Raw genomic sequence first — 18,363 nt, forward strand, 5'->3', positions numbered from 1 at the left:
ATAGCGGCTTTATTCATCATGTCACATCACCTACTTTCGATTTTTGTTATTTTCAATATAACGGAATCTTCCGAAATTGTCAATTATAACTTATAAGCATGTATCCCCTCCCTACCTGCATACAATAAACAAGATCACTATTGGCGAAGGAGATGTTGAATTGTCAAAAATCATTTCGATCAGTACATACAAACCACCGTACACATTACAACAGACAAATGCAGAGGAGCTAACGAAGGAACTTTTTCATGCAAAAATCCCTAAATTAGAACGCTACTTAAAAGTGTTTGAGAATGGTGGTATTGCAACACGCCATTTTTGTGTGCCACCGGAGTGGCATCGTACGGATCATTCCTTTGAGGAACGTAACGATTTATATATTGACCTTGCTACACAATATAGCGTTAACGTCATTCAAGCCTGTTTACAAAATGAAACGTTTTTACAATCACCGGTTTCTCCTAAAGATATCGATGCTATTATTTTTGTGAGTTCTACTGGCATTTCCACACCGAGTATTGATGCACGGGTTATGAATCAACTTCCTTTTTCAGACCGACTTAAGCGAATTCCACTTTGGGGACTTGGCTGTGCTGGTGGTGCATCTGGTGTTAGTAGAGCCTATGATTTTTGTCGTGCTCATCCAGAAGCAAAAGTTCTTGTCGTTTGCGTTGAGCTTTGTAGTCTAACCTTTCAGCCAAATGATTTTTCAAAAAGTAATTTAATTGGTGCCTCTCTTTTTGCGGATGGCGCAGCATGTATACTCGTCTGTGGAGACGAAGTGAATATCGCAGTAAAAAAATCAACACCTACTATTATCGGAACCGGCTCTAAGTGGATGCCAGATTCAGAAAATGTTATGGGCTGGAATATTAAAAATAATGGCCTACATGTCATTTTTCAGAAAAGCATTCCTGCCATCATCACCAATTGGCTCGGTCCATTCATTGAACAATTTTTATTGGAACATGAACTGTACAGTGAACAGCTTAACCATTTTATTGCACATCCTGGCGGTAAAAAAGTATTAACAGCCTATGAAGATACGCTTTATTTAACTCCCCAAAAAACCGACATTTCTCGGGAAATATTAAAATATCATGGAAATATGTCATCTCCTACGGTGCTATACGTGTTGGAGCAATTTATGTTAAGTGAAGGACAAGTAGAGGATACAGGTTTGCTCGTCGCTCTTGGCCCTGGCTTTTGTGCTGAAGCTGTATTACTTAAATGGAGGGAGTAGCATGATTATTTACATTATTTTGATCCTCGTCATTCTACAAAGATTGACAGAAGTTTTCATTGCAAAACGCAATGAAAAATGGATGCTCTCACAAGGGGCCTATGAAGTCGGTTCCTCTCATTATCCGTATATGGTTACTTTGCACGCCGCCTTTTTCTTGTTTTTAATAATTGAAGTAGCTACTAATCATAAAAGTGTATCGCCTTTATTTCCGTTATTATTTTTATTATTTATTGCCGTTCAAGCATTACGCATTTGGTGTATCCGTTCTTTAGGGTCTTTTTGGAACACCAAAATACTCATATTGCCTAATGCAGAAGTGGTACGAAAAGGGCCTTATACATTTATGCGTCACCCAAATTACGCAGTGGTTTGCTTAGAAATTATTCTTCTACCTTTAATGTTTCAAGCGTATTTCACAGCCTTCTGCTTCACACTTTTAAATGTAACAATGCTATCTGTACGCATTCCAATTGAGGAAAAAGCTTTACGAGATGCAACAAATTATAATCATGTATTTCACAAGAAGATTTCGGAATCCTAGCCGAAATCTTTTTTGTTTTTCCAATTTACAACATGAAAAGGCTGTTTCATCTTACTTTTGAAACAGCCTTCTACAACATACTTTATACAGTTTTATCAGTATTGATTTCTATTGTTAGCTCGTTCAATTTGTGATCCAGGTCCTCAAGCAAGCGTAATTTATGATTCAACTGCTTTTCAAAATCCATTGATTGAGCCAATACCTTTTTCACTTGGGCATCTACGCGTGTCAGGAACTCGGAATCCATCTTCGTTTTTCCACTTAGGGAAGGGCTTTGTTTTTTTACATCTGCTAATTCTTCCGATAATTTTGCTATCTCACTGCTTTTCTCCTCTATTTCTTTGGCTAAATGCTTATTAAGATTGTCTGAATTGGTTTGTTCTAGACGGGATCTTTCGATGGCTTCAATGATCGACTTCATTTGTTGGCCTATATCTTTTGTAAAAACATTCAACTTATTTTCAAGACTATCCACTGTAATCTTATCTGAATTCATAGAAAGTAATTCATCTTTAGTGAATTTTAGAGATTCCTTTATTAGCTTGTTTTCTGCACGCAGTTCTTCCAGTTCTTTTAATAAACCCTCTATCGAAGAAAGTTGTTTTTTCTTCTGTATTTCTCTTGCTTGTATATCATCATAGTAAGTTTTTATTGTTCTATCATGGTCTCTCTTCAGCTTTAAAAGCTCCATCGAAAGCTCCTTTTTCTGTTTTGTTAATTCAACATTTTCTCGCTCTAATCTCAGTATTAGTGAATAATAATCACCATCTCTAAGCCTTTTAACTTCATTTTTATATTTCGCTAATTCGGCTCTTAAAAAAATGATCATTTGCTGAAGTTGAATAGGATCATTGTTTTTGACAATATCATTATCCACACTCCCACCTCCTATTCCGACAATTTTTTTAGTGAACTAATCACTTCTTCAAATTGCTCCTTACTCTCCTCTAACATCTCATCAAGCTGTTTAATCATCCTAGTTTCTATTTCCTCATCGCCAATTTTATCAGTTATTCTCTTTTCTCCTGCTATTAAATGGGTAATAAGTAGGTTTAACGTGCCTTTTTCGAGATAAGCAAAGCTATTGTTTTCTTCATTAATATAGTTAGGTAGATTTGCAAGTTGTTCCTTCATAATTTGATGGGCAACACTATCTATTTTTTCACTCATTTTCATCCTCCTGTGTATAACTCATTCCATTGAGATTAATCGGATTTAAGACGACGATACCCTCTTCGAACTGATCACAATATGTAAAACCCATAATACTTCCTGAATAAGATGAATTATTACCCCATTTGATTTGAAAGTTAGGAAATGATAGTGTCTCGTTTGGCTCTAACGTTGTTTTTCCTATAGGTCTAAGCCAAAACTCTTCCTTACTCGATTGATCATTAATTCGCTCCCAGCTACTGTTTCCTTTTAAATTTGGAGCGAAATGTTCATAGACATACCTTCCTGAGAAAGAGAATGGGGAATCTTCAGGTAGCTTTATGCATAGAGAAGGATTCGTTATAGGCTGATTACCTATATTACGAATATGATAAGAGCCCAGGCATAAGCTTTCCTCATCGGGATTATAAGAAATATTGATTGAGGATGTGAAATAACTTATAACGTTGACACTCTCCGGAACAATCAGCTCCCCAATCGTTTTTTTCATTTCATGAACATAAAAATCCGTTTGTTTTTTCAACTCATTTATTTTTTCTTCTACATGATCGATGCGAGTAAGCATAATCAGTACCCCCTTGCTAATAGTATTAAATTAATCAAAGCAATTTCAAACTTCTTTATGTGGCAGTTACGTCCTTCCATAAAAAAAAAGAGAGGATTACCCTCTCTTTACAATATGATGTTCTTCTATGTGTTAGTACCATTAACCGACAGGTGGGAATATAGCAGGGCATTGCGCTGGGCGAACTACACCCGGACATGCGAACGGTAATTCTGCTCTTGGCTCGCAGAAAGTCGCTAAAAATTCCACAGTAACTGGGAATGTAGATTGAATACTTTGGCAAACAGATACAGTAATAGTTAATGCAGAAAACGTAATTGTACCTGCCCCAGCTACTAATGTTCCAGTTGTACATACGAAACAATCTAAATCTGTGAATAAAATTTCTACATCTGTCCCTTTTGGCGCACATAATGTAACTTGTTCGCAACGAGAAAGTGAAACAGTATTGCTTGTGAACATAGTGCCGTTCGGTAAACAAACAACTATCGTAAGAATAAAATTCTTTTGAATAGTTAAATTTTGAAGACATACAGTTGAACCATCAATGGAGAATTGGCGATTCTCACGGTTCAAAATAACGATAGGGTTAGTTGGTGATGGAACTACCTTACATGTAACTACCGCACCTGATAAATCAGTCGTTGGCGTTACTCCTGCAAAAGTAATTGGTCCAGTAGGGGAAAAATCAAACGACATTTCCTTTACAATCCAGTCAAACACCTTGTCGACGTTTATACAAATTAATTCTTGCGCCTGGGATGGCATATTGTCTAGCATCCTTTTGACACCTCCATAAGTTTTTTATCTTTCGTTTGTATCATATGTTTTCTAGCTATAAGTGTATGGGCTAATGAATAATTTGTTTTGATTTTTAATCAATTACGCTTCAACAAAATTGCCACTGTCGCACAAATAAAGCCGTACTGCTGTTGCTTCACTTTCGTACAGTTAAATTGCCACAGGACGTGGTGTTCTTATTCTGAGTCCCTCTATTTCAGCGAATGTCTTTTGTACCGAAAGCGTAGCGACAGGTACAGGTGTTATACACCACTAAAAGAAGAAGTTAAAATTCTCCAGTATCATTATGCTTTTCTCCTCTTCTAATGGAGGAACTAAAATGTTCGAAAGGACGGTATATTTGTAACAGAAAGTAACTATTTTTAATAAAATATGAATGGACAGAAAGGGGTGAAATGCAATGGAAAATTCAAAATTGTACTCCACTCAAGACATTGAAAAAATGAAGCAAAAGATAGAAACCTACAAGGACACGTTAACTTCATTAAAAACGGGAAATTCAGTTGAAGATTACCTATTTATGAAAATGGATTTTGATGAGATTAAAACACAAATGGCACTTTTAGAAGAGCTAACTGAAACTATAGATGATAAGCAAAAAAATTCAAAAATTAAGGGATACGATGAGCAGGTACAGTTTCTATCGGCACAAATTGAGTCTCTGAATCACACGATTGATGGCATGAACCGAGAAATACTAATGGTTTTAAACAAATTACTCACGATTGAAAATACTGAATCTTTAACCACTATACCTAAAACTGAAAACACATCTAATTTTTTTACTAACAGTGTACGAAGGGATCTGAACGTTACACAAACAACAAATCAATCGGCGATTACATCAAAACAGCCATCTTATAAAATGTTACAAAGTCTTGCAGGTAAAGCAACAAATACGCAATTAGATGGTAACAATGGTATACCTTCTCCTCGCACCGAAAATCAAAGAGAGGTACCCGAGGAACGCCATTTTAATCAACAATACTTTCAATCAATCAATACTCATCCAAGCCAAATATATAATGGCTTATATAGAAATACCACCGCCGAATCCACCTTCCATTTTAAACACGCTACGAGCACACACGAAATTCCAATTGGTATGAATGGGCCAGCCTTACAACCTGAGGATACCTCAACTCCTGAGAATTACAGAAGAAAAAATACTGCTGTCACTGTAGATGAAATGCACTCTGCACTAACGAATGAACCAAGCGTACATGAAACTGTTAATGAGCCTGTTATTTTGGAAACTGCTGAAACGGTTACTGAACCTGTCATTCTGGAAACTGCTGAAACGGTTACTGAACCTGTCATTTCGGAAGCTGACGATACGGTTACTGAGCCTGTCATTTTGGAAGCTGACGATACGGTTACTGAGCCTGTCATTTTGGAAGCTGACGATACGGTTACTGAACCTGTCATTTTGGAAGCTGACGATACGGTTACTGAGCCTGTCATTTTGGAAGCTGACGATACGGTTACTGAGCCTGTCATTTTGGAAGCTGACGAAACGGTTACTGAGCCTGTCATTTTGGAAGCTGACGATACGGTTACTGAGCCTGTCATTTTGGAAGCTGACGATACGGTTACTGAGCCTGTCATTTTGGAAGTAGCTAAAGTGGTTAACGAGCGAGAGGACGCAAATAAATCCTCTATTTTAAAAGTTGACGAATGTGAAATTCTTGAACCTACATTAGGGGAAGTATATGAAACCTATGCACAAATTGAAGAGGTAAACGAGCAACCCGAGTTAAAAGACGAATCACCTGAGGAAAACAAGAAAAAAGAGAAGGGTTCTTTATTTTTCAATTTCTTTCGAAAATGGAGTTAGTATCAATTATGCCTCGGCATAATTGCGTCCAGAATCGGCTTTGTGCTTAGGCCTGCACGAGGGCAGATACGATGTCGGTCATTTCGGTAATGCCACAGGACGTGGCGTTTTTACCGATGCAGGTCTGTTAGCCGTTATCGCATGGATGCGATGGTTTTAGGCTAACATCCTATATTGAAATCCGTTCCGATTCTGTGACATCCGCCGGAGGCTTTAGGCCAACACGATGTTGGTCACTCAGTCGTTGCCACAGGACGTGGCGTTCTTAGACTGAGTTCCTATATTTCAGCGGGTGTTTGGACACCCGCTGAAGAGTAACTTAAATCGCATTCATCTCACCATCTGTAGAGATGGGAGAGTTCTGCTGAAAGAAGTTAAAGCTGTGGTGTTCCGAGGCTGACAATCTAGATATGTACGATAAATTTGTCCAATACGTGTGAAAATACCTATTGGACTTTTTCTGTTTAACTAACCAGAAAGTCAAATTCATTATAGAATACTTGCCATTGACAATAACGCCTCTAAAATGCCTCAATAATTTCCACATATAAAAACTACAATGTGGATATTTGCCCTAACCCTATAATCTTAGCTGAATAGAATAATGAAGAAAGGGGGTGTAAAAATGTGTATGAATTGTATGAATTCAACGTGTGGCGGTTGTGTAAATAATAATAATAATGAGTGTGTTGCACGCGGTCCTTTTGAAGCTATAGATGCTGCATGTATTACTACTCCACCAGCAACAGGCTCAATCATCCCATTCTCATCAGGTATTGTTCCTGTTGTTTTAACAGCAGTTGCTGGGGGCTTGATCGGTACTGTAAGTGAGGTAGGGTTCGGCACGTCTATTCCTGGGGTAACTCTTGTTGGCACAACTATAGACGTAACAAGTGCTGTTCTTGGAACGGAGGCCTTTTCAGTTCCACGTGCAGGTACTATTACATCTATATCTGCATCATTTTCTGCAACAGTTGCTGTAACCCTTATAGGAGCAACAGCAACAATCAGAGCACAAATTTACCGCGCGCCTGCGGGAAGTAATATTTTCAGCCCTACAGATGCATTTGTTGATTTAGCACCAGCTCTATCAACAATAGCAATTGGTACTATTGCATTTGGTACTAGAAACGTTACACCAGTACCAGTAGCTGCTGGTGATCGTTTACTAATGGTGTTCTCCGTTACTACATCAGGGCTTGCTGCTGTTATTACAGGTAACGCAAGTGCAGGAATCAATATTGTATAAAAAATTATGTTCGTAAGTTAAATTATAGCTAAATATAGTACCATTATCCGTATAACATACGATATTTACATGAAAACAATTTCAAAAGTAGGTGATTTTCTCCTAATCGGAAAATCGCCTACTTTTCGTTCTAAAATATAGTTATTATTTCGCCAAAGCAATCTGAATATGAGCAAGATGATGCTTCCCGTGCCAAGCATATAAGGCTATAGCTTTTTCAAGCGTCATTAACCCTGAATCAGGATGATTAAATGCTCGTTGTATTTGCACTGCTGTTAAGCTTTCCAACAAATATACCCAGCGTGCATGTAAGCCTTCAATCATTTTATACGATGTCGAAACAAGCATTCCTGCATCCGGAAGCTTTGCCCATTCTTCCTCATCGTAAGGCTTAATCGTTGGTACTTCCTCTGTCAAAGCTAACTTAAAACGGATGTAGCTGTTCATATGACTATCTGCAATATGATGGACAAGCTGCGTAACCGTCCAGCCATTTTCTCGGTAGGATTTTATTAAGGATTGTTCACTTGCTCCGTTAAGTGCCTCTGCTAGTTGTTTCGGCAATAGACGAATATCCTCTATCCATTCCTTCACTTGCTGCGCTGTAACTACTTCCGGAAATTGAAATTGTCCAATTGGGTATCGTAAATCGGTCATGTAGCTATCCTCCATTCCTATTTCCTTACTTTATATTACCAATTTTATATTTTTCACGCCATTCACTTTCATTCTTCTAAGTAAAACCCTTATTTTGTAAGCGTTTCAGCTTATCAACACTCCCTTTTATCAAAAATAAACCGCATCATCACAAGACAATGCGGTTCGTACTATTAGTTTTTATTCACAAAACGAATGGCTTTACTCATTACTGTCGGGACGACTGATGCATGATTTTCCTCCAACGCTTCATAAAACACTATGTCCATAATTTTCTCTAGATCACTCGCAATTTGTTGAGCATCATCCACCATAAAGGTTTCAAGTTCCCCTACGCCGATGAATAATTTTTCATAAGCAAAAGGGCGCTCTTTTATAAATGTTGAAGCATAACTGAATAGTTCATGCTCATTCCACCAAACAGAAGGGCTAATCGCTATATAACGTTGGAAAGTTGCTTGATGATGGAATAATTTCCAAAGCACAAAGTAGCCTGCTAATGAATGCCCGAACAGTGATTGCTGCAGCATATTTACAGGGAATTGAGCCTGAATACTTGGCTTTAATTCCTTCTCTAAAAATGTACTGAAGTTTACAGCTCCTCCATGTTTCTCATAGCCCTTTCCTTTAAATCTTGCAGGATACGTATATGTTTCGGCTTGTCCTGTAAAATCATAAAATCTTCGTTCATGCATATCCACACCATGCCCAATGCCTACAACAATAGTTGGCAAAATACCCGTCTTAGGTGCATTGCGACTTTGTAGGCGGACCGCTTCCTTAACAAGATGGAAATAGGACGATCCATCTAATACGTATAAGACTGGAAATCCTCCTTCCGGTACTTCTCCATTCGGTACATAGATATTTACCGTATACGTATAATCCGTAAACTTCGATACAATTTCTTGCGTCACATAATCAAGTGCTTTCTCCTCAATCATTTGTCGGTCTCCTTCATAACATCATAGCCGTAACATACGGGTGTTTTCGTAACTGGATCTTGCATAATACGTGCATTAATATTGAATACGTTACGCATAACATCTGCACATAAAATTTCCTCAGGTGTTCCAGTTTTCATTACAGCCCCCTGCCTCATTGCGATTAAATGATCAGAATATCGCGCCGCGTGATTAATATCGTGCAATACCATAACAATCGTACAACGATGCCGTTCATTTAAGTTTTTCACAATTTCTAACACCTCTAACTGATGTGCCATATCTAAATAAGTTGTCGGTTCGTCCAACAACAAAATACTCGTTTCTTGCGCTAAGGCCATTGCAAGCCATACACGTTGGCGTTGACCTCCAGAAAGCTGTGCAAGCTCTCGATTTCGGTACTCCATCGTATTTGTCACATTTAAAGCCCATTCAATCATTTCCTCATCCTTTTTTGTTAAGCGATTCACATTATTTCGATGTGGATAACGACCATAAGCAATGAGCTCCTCAACCTTTAACTGACCTGGTGCAATAGGTGTCTGTGATAAAATAGCTAGCTTTTTCGCAATGTCTTTCGTCGATAAATTTTGCATGTTTTGGTCCTGTAAATAAACCGTCCCCTGCTGCTTCTTTAATATACGACCAATCGTTTTTAAAAGTGTAGATTTCCCACATCCATTGGGGCCAATAATAGTCGTAATCTTCCCTTCTTCTATTGTTAAATTTAAGCCTTCAAACACACGAACTTGTTCATAGCCAGAAGCCAAATTTTCCATTCTAAATGCCGTTTGCATACGATTTCCCCCTATGCCTTCGATTTCACTAGTAAATATAAGAAATACGGAATCCCGATAATCGAGACAACAATACCAACTGCTAACTCAGACGGCGCAAATACTGTTTTTCCTATAAAATCAGCTGCAATAAGCAATCCCGCACCTATTAATGCACTTACTGGCATGACGTAACGATGTTGTATACCTACAAGCTGTTTAGCAATATGTGGTGCCATTAATCCAATAAAACCGATACTACCTGATACCGATACACAGGCACTGACTAAGCCAACGCCTGCCAATAACAGCTTCATTTTCTCTTTTTCTACCGCTATCCCTAAGCTAGTAATACTATCCTCTTCTAATTGAAAATAATCGAGCAAATATGATTTCCGATAAACGTAAAAGCCTAATAAAATAAGCCACGGCAGCATAGTCACAACAAAAATCCAGTTTGCATTATAAATGGAGCCTGCCATCCAAACTGCAGCAGCATCAAAATCCTGAGCATTCATTTTCAATGATAAAAATAATGACAATGCCCCGAAGCCACTATTAATCGCAATCCCTGTTAAAATTAGCCGTTGCATATCTAAATGACCATTTTTTAGGGCAAATGAGAAAATTAACACAGCGGCCATCGTACCACCGACAAACCCAAAAATCGGCATCATCAAAATAGATAACCAGCTACTCATATCTGCAGATGTAAGATGTAATTGAAAGAAAAACATAAATATGACCACTGCTGCACCGGCACCCGCGTTAATCCCTAGAATCCCAGGGTCTGCTAGACCATTGCGCGTAATACCTTGTAGTACAACCCCTGCCATTCCTAAGCCAACACCGACTAATGCTGCTATGACAATACGTGGTAATCGGAATTCAAAAATGACAAGATCAAATTTAGGGTTCGACTCGATGCGTAGCAATGTTTTTATGACATCCATCACCGACATATCAAAGACACCATTTGTAAGATGGAGATAGCTTGCACCAAAAATTAATAATATCAATATTGAAACAGTCATCACGAATACACTCGAGGTTTTTTTACGCACGTTTTTCACCTCCGTGTTTACGAACTAAATATAAGAAGAATGGGACACCAACTAATGCCGTTAAGACGCCGATTGGAGTTTCGAATGGATAATTAACAAAGCGACTGAGCACATCACAAAGCGCTAAGAAAAACGCACCTACTACAGCTCCACATGGAATGATAAAGCGGTAATCAACTCCAACAAGGAAACGTGTAATATGAGGAATAACTAACCCTACAAAGGCAATCTTTCCTACAAGTGCGACAGCCGTTCCTGTTAAACATACAACAGCAAGCATACTAATAATTTTCACGGCTTTTGTTTTTTGCCCAAGCCCAATAGCGATATCTTCTCCTAATGAAGTAATCGTAATGGCCTTAGCTGATAATAATGCAAGCACTAAACCAACTAAACCAAATGGAATCGATAGCATGAGCATATCCATATCTACCATATGGACCTTTGTGTTATACCAAACACTTACCGTTTGAGATACTTGGAAATACATCGCAATAGCTGTAGCAATACTGCTTAAAAACGTACCAATGACCGTCCCAATAATGGCAAGCCTTACTGGTGATAAGCCATTGCGAATTAAAGAGCCAAAACCAAACACAATCCCTGCACCTAATGCTGAACCGAGCATAGAAAGTAAAATCATTTGGTAATTAGGAAGCCCTGGGAAAAATACGATTGCTAACGTAATCACAAATGCAGACCCATCATTCACGCCCATTAATGATGGAGACGCTAAATAATTCCGTGTAATACCTTGCATCACTGCGCCAGCTACTGCTAAAAATGCTCCCACCAGTAAAACCGCTACAATTCTAGGAATACGTCCTGTTCGTATAATTTGGTGGTCCACATTCGAAGGGTCAAATTCAGCAATCGCCTGCCATACCGTTATTGCGCTAATGTCTTTCGTGCCGTACATAACGGATACTAATGCCACAATCGCAATTAGGAATGGAGAAGCTGCTAATATTGAAAATGCTACAATGTTTGTTTTTTTCAACTTCCACACCTTTTTCTATATCAATTATGCCTCGACGTAATTGTAACCACGCTACAGAAAACATTTGCCGCTGTCGCGCGGATAAACAATGCGTCCGGAGGCGTTGGGCCAACACATGTTTTCTGTGCGAAAGCGAAGCGACAGCAACACAACATGATGTTGGTCACTCAGTCGTTGCCACAGGACGTGGCGTTCTTAGACTGAGTTCCTCTAACTTATAAAAGGCTGGTAATAGCCTGGTGATACCACCAAATCTACTACCAGCCTCTTTATACTATTTAAGTAATTTTTCGGCTGCGATATCTAAGAATTTCACCTTAGACCATGCAGTACCACCCTGTGCTAAAGGTTCAATGGCATTCACGAAAATTTGATTATTTTGTGATGCTTTTAAGCTTGTAAAGATCGGATTTTTTTGTAGCTCTTCTAACGCTTTTGGTGCGTCAGCATTTTCTGATTCCTCGAATTGAAGGAAAATAGCATCAGGATTAACCTCTGCTAATGTTTCAAGAGATAGTTCAGCCTGTGCTTTTGCAGTTTTTAGCACCTCTGGTATTGGAGCCCCTAAATCTTCATATAGAACAGGGTTTAAGTAAACGCCTGCAGGATAGATATACATGATGCCTCCACGTACCCGAATAACTAGAACTTGCTTGTCCGCTAATTGCTCTTTAGATTTCACTTGGGAATCAGCAACCTTCGCTTCATAATCTGCAATGATTTTTTTTGCCTCATCTTCTTTCCCTGAAAGCTGTGCAAGTAACGTTAAGTTCTCTTTCCAATTTGTAGAGACATGTGAATACGGAATCATCGTTTGAATTTTATTAAGCTTTTCAGCCATTTCCTCAGGGTATTTTGAGGAACCTAAAATAACATCTGGATCAAGTTGAAGAATGGCTTCAGTATTCGGTGTCATTTTATTTCCAACAAGCTCGGCACCTTCTAATTCAGAAGCAAGATATGTTGGAATTTTCCCACCGATATCAAGCACACCAACAGGCTTGATACCGAGCACTGCCGCATCTTCCATAGACTCTAAGCTTGCAGCTACTATATTTTTAACATCTGCGGCAATTTCATATTTTTCGCCTAAGTATGTAATCGTTTGTGTCTTCGCTTGATTTTTTTGCGTTTCTGATGCACTAGTTTCTGCTGCATTATTTGTAGATGCAGATGACTCTTCTGCTTTATCCGTTCCACACGCAGCCAAAGATAGAGCTAATAGAGCAGGTGCACACATTTTAAAATATTTATTCATAGATATTCTCTCCTAACGAACTTCATTATAATGATAATGATAATCATTTTCATTTATAAGTCAATAGTATTTATTTTTTAATTGATATCTATTATCATTTACGGATACTATCCTAACAAAGTGGAAAACAGTTGTGAATGGACGATTTCACGAATAACATGGACTTTTGCCGATTTCCGAGCACAAAAAAAGCTGTTTCTTTTTTCAAGAAACAACTTTTTATAAGTATTTAGCTTCCTCAAGCATTGTTTTTCGATATGTTGTCGGCGACATTCCAGTACATTTTTTAAATACTCGACTGAAATAAAAGCAATCTATATAACCTACACATTCTGCTATTTCCGCTACTGGCGAATCATCATATTTTAGTAACTCCTTCGACCGCCGAATGCGATATTCCGTTAAGTAGACGCTAGGATTCATCCCTGTATGCTGTTCAAACAGATAGGCAAACCTACGACGCTCCACGCCAAATTCTTCAGCAATTTTCGAAACAGAAAGTTGTGTAGCATAATTCTCATGTATATACTGCAAAGCTTGCTCCATCTGGTCACTTGCCGTATCGAGCACCTTCACTTTTGCCGACATAAGAATGGCTTCCAAAAGATTCATAAATAGAGTCTTTGCTTTGAATATTGACATATTACCCGGCATTCCTTGACTTTCTATTAATTGCTGTACATAGTCAATAATTTTTGTATGATAGCCTGTATTGATTAAAAAATGCTGAGTTGATAATGGAAATAAAGTTGACTCTTCGGTAGAAAGTTGATAATGAACAACTGCATACTCCCATCCTTTATCATTAGAAGCTTTAATTTCGATTGGCATTTGTGGTCCTGCATGTACGACCATACCTGGCTCCATTGCATAAGGGGTACCGTTAAAACTAAATATAGCGTTACCAGTAAGCGGCACAACCAATCCACACTTCCCTGGGGCTGTTGTTCGACCTTTGTCTACTTGGCCAGGCTCCATTTTATTCGTAAAAACATCCGTAAATTTTACAGACGCATGTGCATAGTAATCGATTAAATGCTTGATATCCATTTTATAGCCCCTAAATTCTTTAAAACTGTTTGGATTTGTGAAAAATGATGTAGATCATGATCTACTAAACTAGCAAAATAACTGTAAAGTGTTAATTCAGAAGCACCTATTGTAAAAGGCAGTTGCCACTGCTTATCCACTATTTCATAAAGCACGTCAATTAGCTGATGTCTCTGATGGATAAAATTAGCTATCGTTTCACCTTTACTTCGTGCACGACTATTCCTTGCTGCACAAGCATTTATCTCTCCTACATCTGGGCCTTTTGGTAAGCTCCCCTCTATAAAAAGAAACGGTAAACGTTGATTTAACACAAATTCATCCCACGGTGTAAGATGTCCAATTACCTCTGCAACCGTCCATTTCTCAGGCTCTATAGGGGTACGCCATTGTTCTTCAGTTATGCCTGCTAAACTTTCCACAAATACGATAGATCTTTCATAATGCGAGATTATTTGATGTTTATCGTGACACATCCCTTAGCTCCTTCGCTTCATTTTAGTAGAAAATCTGTAGTTTCGGCCAAATTGATTGCCACTGTTTGTTATGGATTCTACTCTTATAAACTTCATGCATCGGAGAGCCCTTTTGAAAATATGGTGTAGGAGCGACAATTCCAGAAACTAAGTGCTTAATACCATGAGGTGCAGCTATCTCAAGTCTTCTATTAGAAAGCCTCACACCAATAGCTGTTGGCATTTCTGGAAAATGCGCAATGCCATCAATAGATGATTGATACGGCTCACTGTTATTTACTACATGCATCCTTGCTTGGTTTTTCACAGACCAAGGCTCATCAGGTAAATACTTCGTCAATTCTTGTTCATGTTGCTTCTCATAGTTATCTGAGAGATTTACTTTATCAAAATATATCACATCAATATCAGCTAATGGCGTTCTATATTCTTTTTCATGCAGACCCCAATGAAAACAGCGAAAATATTACTAACAGTAATCATCTCATTACTACTCATTCAAGTATCATTAAAGATGATATAGCTTGAAGCTTCACTAACTGCTTAAATGTTCATGGATTAACTTCCATTCATTGTTTAAGACCGTAAAAATATTTGTTGCTCTCCCGCTACCTGATACAAATTTCCCGTTATGATAGCCTTCATAAAGGTATGTATAAATACAGGTAGCTGATTGTTCATCAACCGTAAGCCAGTGCACATCAGTAGCCGAATAAACTTCTTCCTTTATTACATTCCAAGCATTAGTAAAATAAGCACCTATTTCTTCTATAGTCGTACATGTTTGATCCGTAAACCAATACACTGCTTGCGGATGCAAAACTTCCTTTACGTTATTAAAATCATGGGAATTTGTAGCCTCAATATAGCGCTCTAAAGCTTGGTGATATGGCATGGTAATTTCTCCTTTTTAAATCATATTATCTGAAGTTCTACTTTTTGGACATAAATATAATAAAGAAGTATAGAGAAAGTGAAATATGATGGTCGGATTATTGTAGGGTATAGACATTTAAATAAGAATACATGACAAGACTATTTCATGCAGTTTATGATGAGGAAAAATAAATAAGGGGGATACCCATGCTCGCTACTATTCAAAAACAACAAAAAAACTATGTCGTAAAATTTAACCGACCACTGTCACATTCAGTTGATGCTGTTTGGGCTGTATTAACGAATAATGGAAAGCTTCAAAAATGGATGAATAATTTAGAAATTATTGATCTTCGAAAAAACGGTAAAATTCATTTTAATATGAATGATGGAACAGATACTTATATGGAAATAACAATTACAGACTATGTTGAGAAGGAAGTGCTCGAATTTGATTGGGGCAAAGATACAGTTAGATTTGAACTCACACCCACTGGCAGCGGCTCCATATTAGTATTACTTGAATCGATTGGTGAGCTAACTGAGCATACCCCTAAAGATTTAGCCGGGTGGCATATATGCTTAGGCCTACTTTCGGATTTATTAAATGGAACGGTACATGAAGAATTCCCAATGGAAGAATGGCAAAAGTGGTTTGCAGAGTATAAGCAACTTGTGCATGACGTAGAGAAGATTTAAGTATATTACGAATAAAACTCCTAGAGCATACGTGCTTTAGGAGTTTTCATAGTGTTGAAAACTTTATTTAAAATGACACCTTTATTTTATAAATGAACTGTTTATCAAGGCTCCTCAATACGTTTAATTACCATCTCGAACATTCATACGAGCGAATATTTCTTCTTGCAATAGTTTGGAAGCGCCAGCCACTTCTGCTACTCCATCGGAACCCTGAAACAAACTCTCTTCCTACAGCAGTTAGGAAGAACCAAAAGCTTGATCCATTAAACATCCATATATACGTATTTCTAAATAGGCATGACCGAATACCACTTGTACCTATTCCGAATGGTGGAGTTGATGGTGCAAAGCTAGGTGGTGGACCTAGAGGCATTTGACCTGCTGGTGGCGGGCCAAAGCTTGGTGGTTCAAACGATGGCGGTGGGCCGAAACCTGGTGGTCTAGATGATGGTGGTGGACCAAAACCAGGTGGGCCGAACGATGGTGGTGGGCCGAAACCAGGCGGGCCAAACGATGGCGGCGGACCAAAACCAGGCGGGCCAAACGATGGCGGCGGACCAAAACCAGGCGGTCTAAATGATGGTGATTGGCCAAAACCAGGTCGTCCGAATGAAGGTTCGAAATCGGATTCTGGAAGTGGCATAATCTGTTCAAATGGATTGTTCATGATAAACCCCTCCTTTTACATAATTCAATATATGTAGGAGGGCTAATAACCGTTGAGCAATTGCCTATTAGCCTTATATTTAGTCGATCTAAACTGCATTCGTATTTTCACGGTAAACACTCTATAAAAAAAGGTATGTTCTCCAAGATAAGGGGTAATTATGCGAAAAATGATTTTACTAATTACTACAATTTTATTGTCCTTTGGGATCTGGCTATTTCCCAACTGTACAAATTTTTCTGCAGGATCAACAAGTATTCAAGATAGGCTAGCTGCTGTTAAAAAGTATAAATATTATTTAGATAAAGGGAACGATAAAATTAGCAAGGAAATGGATAAAGTAGATCTGGTCATTGGGAGCCTATCGAAATGCAGCAATGCTTGCCTTTATAAAAAACATAAAGCAGCAATAAAACGACTTGTCTGTTGCTCAAAATTGGGGCTTTCAAACATTAGCTGATTATACTGCACCATATATTGATTTTGTTATGTGGGAAAACTTTTCGTATGATGTAGTCGGCGAAGATGAATGGGCGTTGAATAAGATGCAGCAATTAGTTCAGATCCGAGAAAAATTCGGTATTCAGGTGATGACAATCGGATTTAAAGATGAAGAGAAAAGTTTTGCCTTAGCTGAAAAATACCATTTTAAATTCTTTTATAGCCCAGCAGGTTCTTACTACAACACATGGCAGTAATGTCACCCTCATCTATTAAATAATGCTCACAATCCTCTCCATCAGGCAAAACTAAACGAAGCGGATTTTTTTCATCTAGACAAATAAGAGTGCATCACTCGCCAATCCTCAAGCTTTTCTTCAAAAGATTTAATATTCTTCCCTGGTATTGGGCTTGTCGATGGCATTTTTTGATATGCTCGACCATCTAAAACCGCAAGGCCGATATGCTTTTTAAACACCTCGAATGCCTTTGCACCATTAAAAAGCACTAACTCAATATTAGGATAGTGTGCAAAAAGCGTTTTAAAATCATTCGGCTTTTCATTACGAATAGCCGCATCCAAGCTTCCTTTACGCTCGCACGACTCTATAGTATCCCAAAGACCAATATGATGGTTCTTTAATAAATTTAATCTTTCACCATAATCCTGAGGTATAACCACTTCTATTATTTCTCCAATAATCGGCCAAAAGTGATTGCGCGGGTTCCCATAATATTGCTGCTTCTCTAATGATTGCTTTCCTGGCATTGAGCCAACAATTAGTACCTTTGTAGACAAATCTATAACCGGTGGTAATACATTTTTAAGTTCATTTGACATAACAATCACTCCTTCCTTCTATTGTAGCGGAAGATTTGTGTCAATGTCATTGAAGGGCATGTATCACATATTAAAGTTCAGTCTCATCACCTTAACGTGGGGTGACTTCCGTTCCAACCGGCACTTTCCTAAGAAAGGGTCTTTCTCTATTTGTTGGATATTTATGATAGACTAAATCAAATGCGCTCTTTTTAAGATG

At 38.2% G+C, this 18,363-nt stretch carries 22 protein-coding genes; 6 read left to right on the forward strand and 16 right to left on the reverse strand.

Going from position 1 to position 18,363, the window contains the following annotated elements; genetic code table 11:
- The first annotated feature begins 160 nt into the window (after positions 1-160).
- Positions 161-1,243: a type III polyketide synthase gene (locus tag AC3WSO_RS22660; protein ID WP_492533840.1), complete on the forward strand. Its 1,083-nt coding sequence runs from the start codon at positions 161-163 to the stop codon at positions 1,241-1,243.
- Between the two features lies 1 nt (position 1,244).
- Positions 1,245-1,787, forward strand: coding sequence for an isoprenylcysteine carboxyl methyltransferase family protein (locus AC3WSO_RS22665; RefSeq protein WP_492533842.1), 543 nt, complete (start codon positions 1,245-1,247; stop codon positions 1,785-1,787).
- 82 nt (positions 1,788-1,869) lie between these two features.
- Here the strand turns inward: AC3WSO_RS22665 and AC3WSO_RS22670 are convergent, their stop codons facing one another.
- The 4 genes from AC3WSO_RS22670 to AC3WSO_RS22685 form a co-directional block, all read right to left on the reverse strand.
- Entirely contained in the window at positions 1,870-2,664 is a 795-nt protein-coding gene (locus tag AC3WSO_RS22670) for a hypothetical protein (protein ID WP_492533844.1), read from the reverse strand.
- An 11-nt stretch (positions 2,665-2,675) separates the two neighbouring features.
- Positions 2,676-2,957 carry a hypothetical protein gene (locus tag AC3WSO_RS22675; protein ID WP_492533846.1) on the reverse strand — a complete coding sequence of 94 codons (282 nt, stop codon included), beginning with the start codon at positions 2,955-2,957 and terminating at the stop codon, positions 2,676-2,678.
- Positions 2,950-3,525 carry a hypothetical protein gene (locus tag AC3WSO_RS22680; RefSeq protein WP_492533848.1) on the reverse strand — a complete coding sequence of 192 codons (576 nt, stop codon included), beginning with the start codon at positions 3,523-3,525 and terminating at the stop codon, positions 2,950-2,952. The genes AC3WSO_RS22675 and AC3WSO_RS22680 overlap by 8 nt, the downstream gene beginning before the upstream one ends.
- A 141-nt stretch (positions 3,526-3,666) precedes the next feature.
- Positions 3,667-4,305, reverse strand: coding sequence for a BMQ_0737 family morphogenetic spore coat protein (locus tag AC3WSO_RS22685; protein WP_492533849.1), 639 nt, complete (start codon positions 4,303-4,305; stop codon positions 3,667-3,669).
- 421 nt (positions 4,306-4,726) lie between these two features.
- Here AC3WSO_RS22685 and AC3WSO_RS22690 point away from each other — a divergent pair, with 421 nt between their 5' ends.
- Positions 4,727-6,163 (forward strand): hypothetical protein, encoded by a 1,437-nt coding sequence (locus tag AC3WSO_RS22690; protein ID WP_492533851.1) that lies wholly within the window; start codon positions 4,727-4,729, stop codon positions 6,161-6,163.
- A 625-nt stretch (positions 6,164-6,788) separates the two neighbouring features.
- On the forward strand, positions 6,789-7,412 hold the full coding sequence (locus AC3WSO_RS22695; protein ID WP_492533852.1) for an exosporium glycoprotein BclB-related protein: 624 nt from the start codon (positions 6,789-6,791) through the stop codon (positions 7,410-7,412).
- A gap of 144 nt (positions 7,413-7,556) precedes the next feature.
- Here the strand turns inward: AC3WSO_RS22695 and AC3WSO_RS22700 are convergent, their stop codons facing one another.
- The 10 genes from AC3WSO_RS22700 to AC3WSO_RS22745 form a co-directional block, all read right to left on the reverse strand.
- Positions 7,557-8,069, reverse strand: coding sequence for a YfiT family bacillithiol transferase (locus AC3WSO_RS22700; RefSeq protein ID WP_492533854.1), 513 nt, complete (start codon positions 8,067-8,069; stop codon positions 7,557-7,559).
- Between the two features lie 173 nt (positions 8,070-8,242).
- Positions 8,243-9,013, reverse strand: a complete 771-nt coding sequence (locus tag AC3WSO_RS22705) for an alpha/beta hydrolase (protein ID WP_492533856.1) — start codon at positions 9,011-9,013, stop codon at positions 8,243-8,245.
- Entirely contained in the window at positions 9,010-9,810 is an 801-nt protein-coding gene (locus AC3WSO_RS22710; RefSeq protein ID WP_492533857.1) for an ABC transporter ATP-binding protein, read from the reverse strand. Before AC3WSO_RS22710 ends, AC3WSO_RS22705 begins: the two co-directional genes overlap by 4 nt.
- Positions 9,811-9,821: 11 nt before the next feature.
- Positions 9,822-10,853: a FecCD family ABC transporter permease gene (locus tag AC3WSO_RS22715; protein WP_492533859.1), complete on the reverse strand. Its 1,032-nt coding sequence runs from the start codon at positions 10,851-10,853 to the stop codon at positions 9,822-9,824.
- The gene (locus tag AC3WSO_RS22720; protein ID WP_492533861.1) at positions 10,846-11,853 is read right to left on the reverse strand and encodes a FecCD family ABC transporter permease; all 1,008 of its coding nucleotides are present in this window, start codon (positions 11,851-11,853) and stop codon (positions 10,846-10,848) included. Before AC3WSO_RS22720 ends, AC3WSO_RS22715 begins: the two co-directional genes overlap by 8 nt.
- A 274-nt stretch (positions 11,854-12,127) precedes the next feature.
- Positions 12,128-13,111, reverse strand: coding sequence for an ABC transporter substrate-binding protein (locus tag AC3WSO_RS22725; protein ID WP_492533863.1), 984 nt, complete (start codon positions 13,109-13,111; stop codon positions 12,128-12,130).
- A gap of 219 nt (positions 13,112-13,330) precedes the next feature.
- Positions 13,331-14,161 carry an AraC family transcriptional regulator gene (locus tag AC3WSO_RS22730; RefSeq protein ID WP_492533865.1) on the reverse strand — a complete coding sequence of 277 codons (831 nt, stop codon included), beginning with the start codon at positions 14,159-14,161 and terminating at the stop codon, positions 13,331-13,333.
- Entirely contained in the window at positions 14,143-14,637 is a 495-nt protein-coding gene (locus AC3WSO_RS22735; protein ID WP_492533867.1) for a DinB family protein, read from the reverse strand. The genes AC3WSO_RS22730 and AC3WSO_RS22735 overlap by 19 nt, the downstream gene beginning before the upstream one ends.
- 22 nt (positions 14,638-14,659) lie before the next feature.
- A complete protein-coding gene (locus AC3WSO_RS22740; protein WP_492534467.1) occupies positions 14,660-15,079 on the reverse strand; it encodes a nucleotidyltransferase family protein in 420 nt (139 codons plus the stop codon).
- A gap of 93 nt (positions 15,080-15,172) precedes the next feature.
- The gene (locus AC3WSO_RS22745; RefSeq protein WP_492533869.1) at positions 15,173-15,532 is read right to left on the reverse strand and encodes a YybH family protein; all 360 of its coding nucleotides are present in this window, start codon (positions 15,530-15,532) and stop codon (positions 15,173-15,175) included.
- A 188-nt stretch (positions 15,533-15,720) separates the two neighbouring features.
- Here AC3WSO_RS22745 and AC3WSO_RS22750 point away from each other — a divergent pair, with 188 nt between their 5' ends.
- Complete coding sequence (locus AC3WSO_RS22750; protein WP_492533870.1) at positions 15,721-16,212, forward strand: SRPBCC family protein; 492 nt, start codon at positions 15,721-15,723, stop codon at positions 16,210-16,212.
- Between the two features lie 127 nt (positions 16,213-16,339).
- On the opposite strand, the gene AC3WSO_RS22755 is transcribed toward AC3WSO_RS22750, so the two are convergent.
- Positions 16,340-16,882, reverse strand: a complete 543-nt coding sequence (locus AC3WSO_RS22755; protein ID WP_492533872.1) for a transporter — start codon at positions 16,880-16,882, stop codon at positions 16,340-16,342.
- 419 nt (positions 16,883-17,301) lie between these two features.
- Here AC3WSO_RS22755 and AC3WSO_RS22760 point away from each other — a divergent pair, with 419 nt between their 5' ends.
- A complete protein-coding gene (locus AC3WSO_RS22760; RefSeq protein WP_492533874.1) occupies positions 17,302-17,580 on the forward strand; it encodes a hypothetical protein in 279 nt (92 codons plus the stop codon).
- 71 nt (positions 17,581-17,651) lie between these two features.
- On the opposite strand, the gene AC3WSO_RS22765 is transcribed toward AC3WSO_RS22760, so the two are convergent.
- On the reverse strand, positions 17,652-18,164 hold the full coding sequence (locus AC3WSO_RS22765) for a DNA-deoxyinosine glycosylase (protein WP_492533876.1): 513 nt from the start codon (positions 18,162-18,164) through the stop codon (positions 17,652-17,654).
- Positions 18,165-18,363 lie beyond the last annotated feature (199 nt).

The sequence above is a fragment of the Lysinibacillus sp. EB106-09-02-XG168 genome (assembly GCF_058791475.1).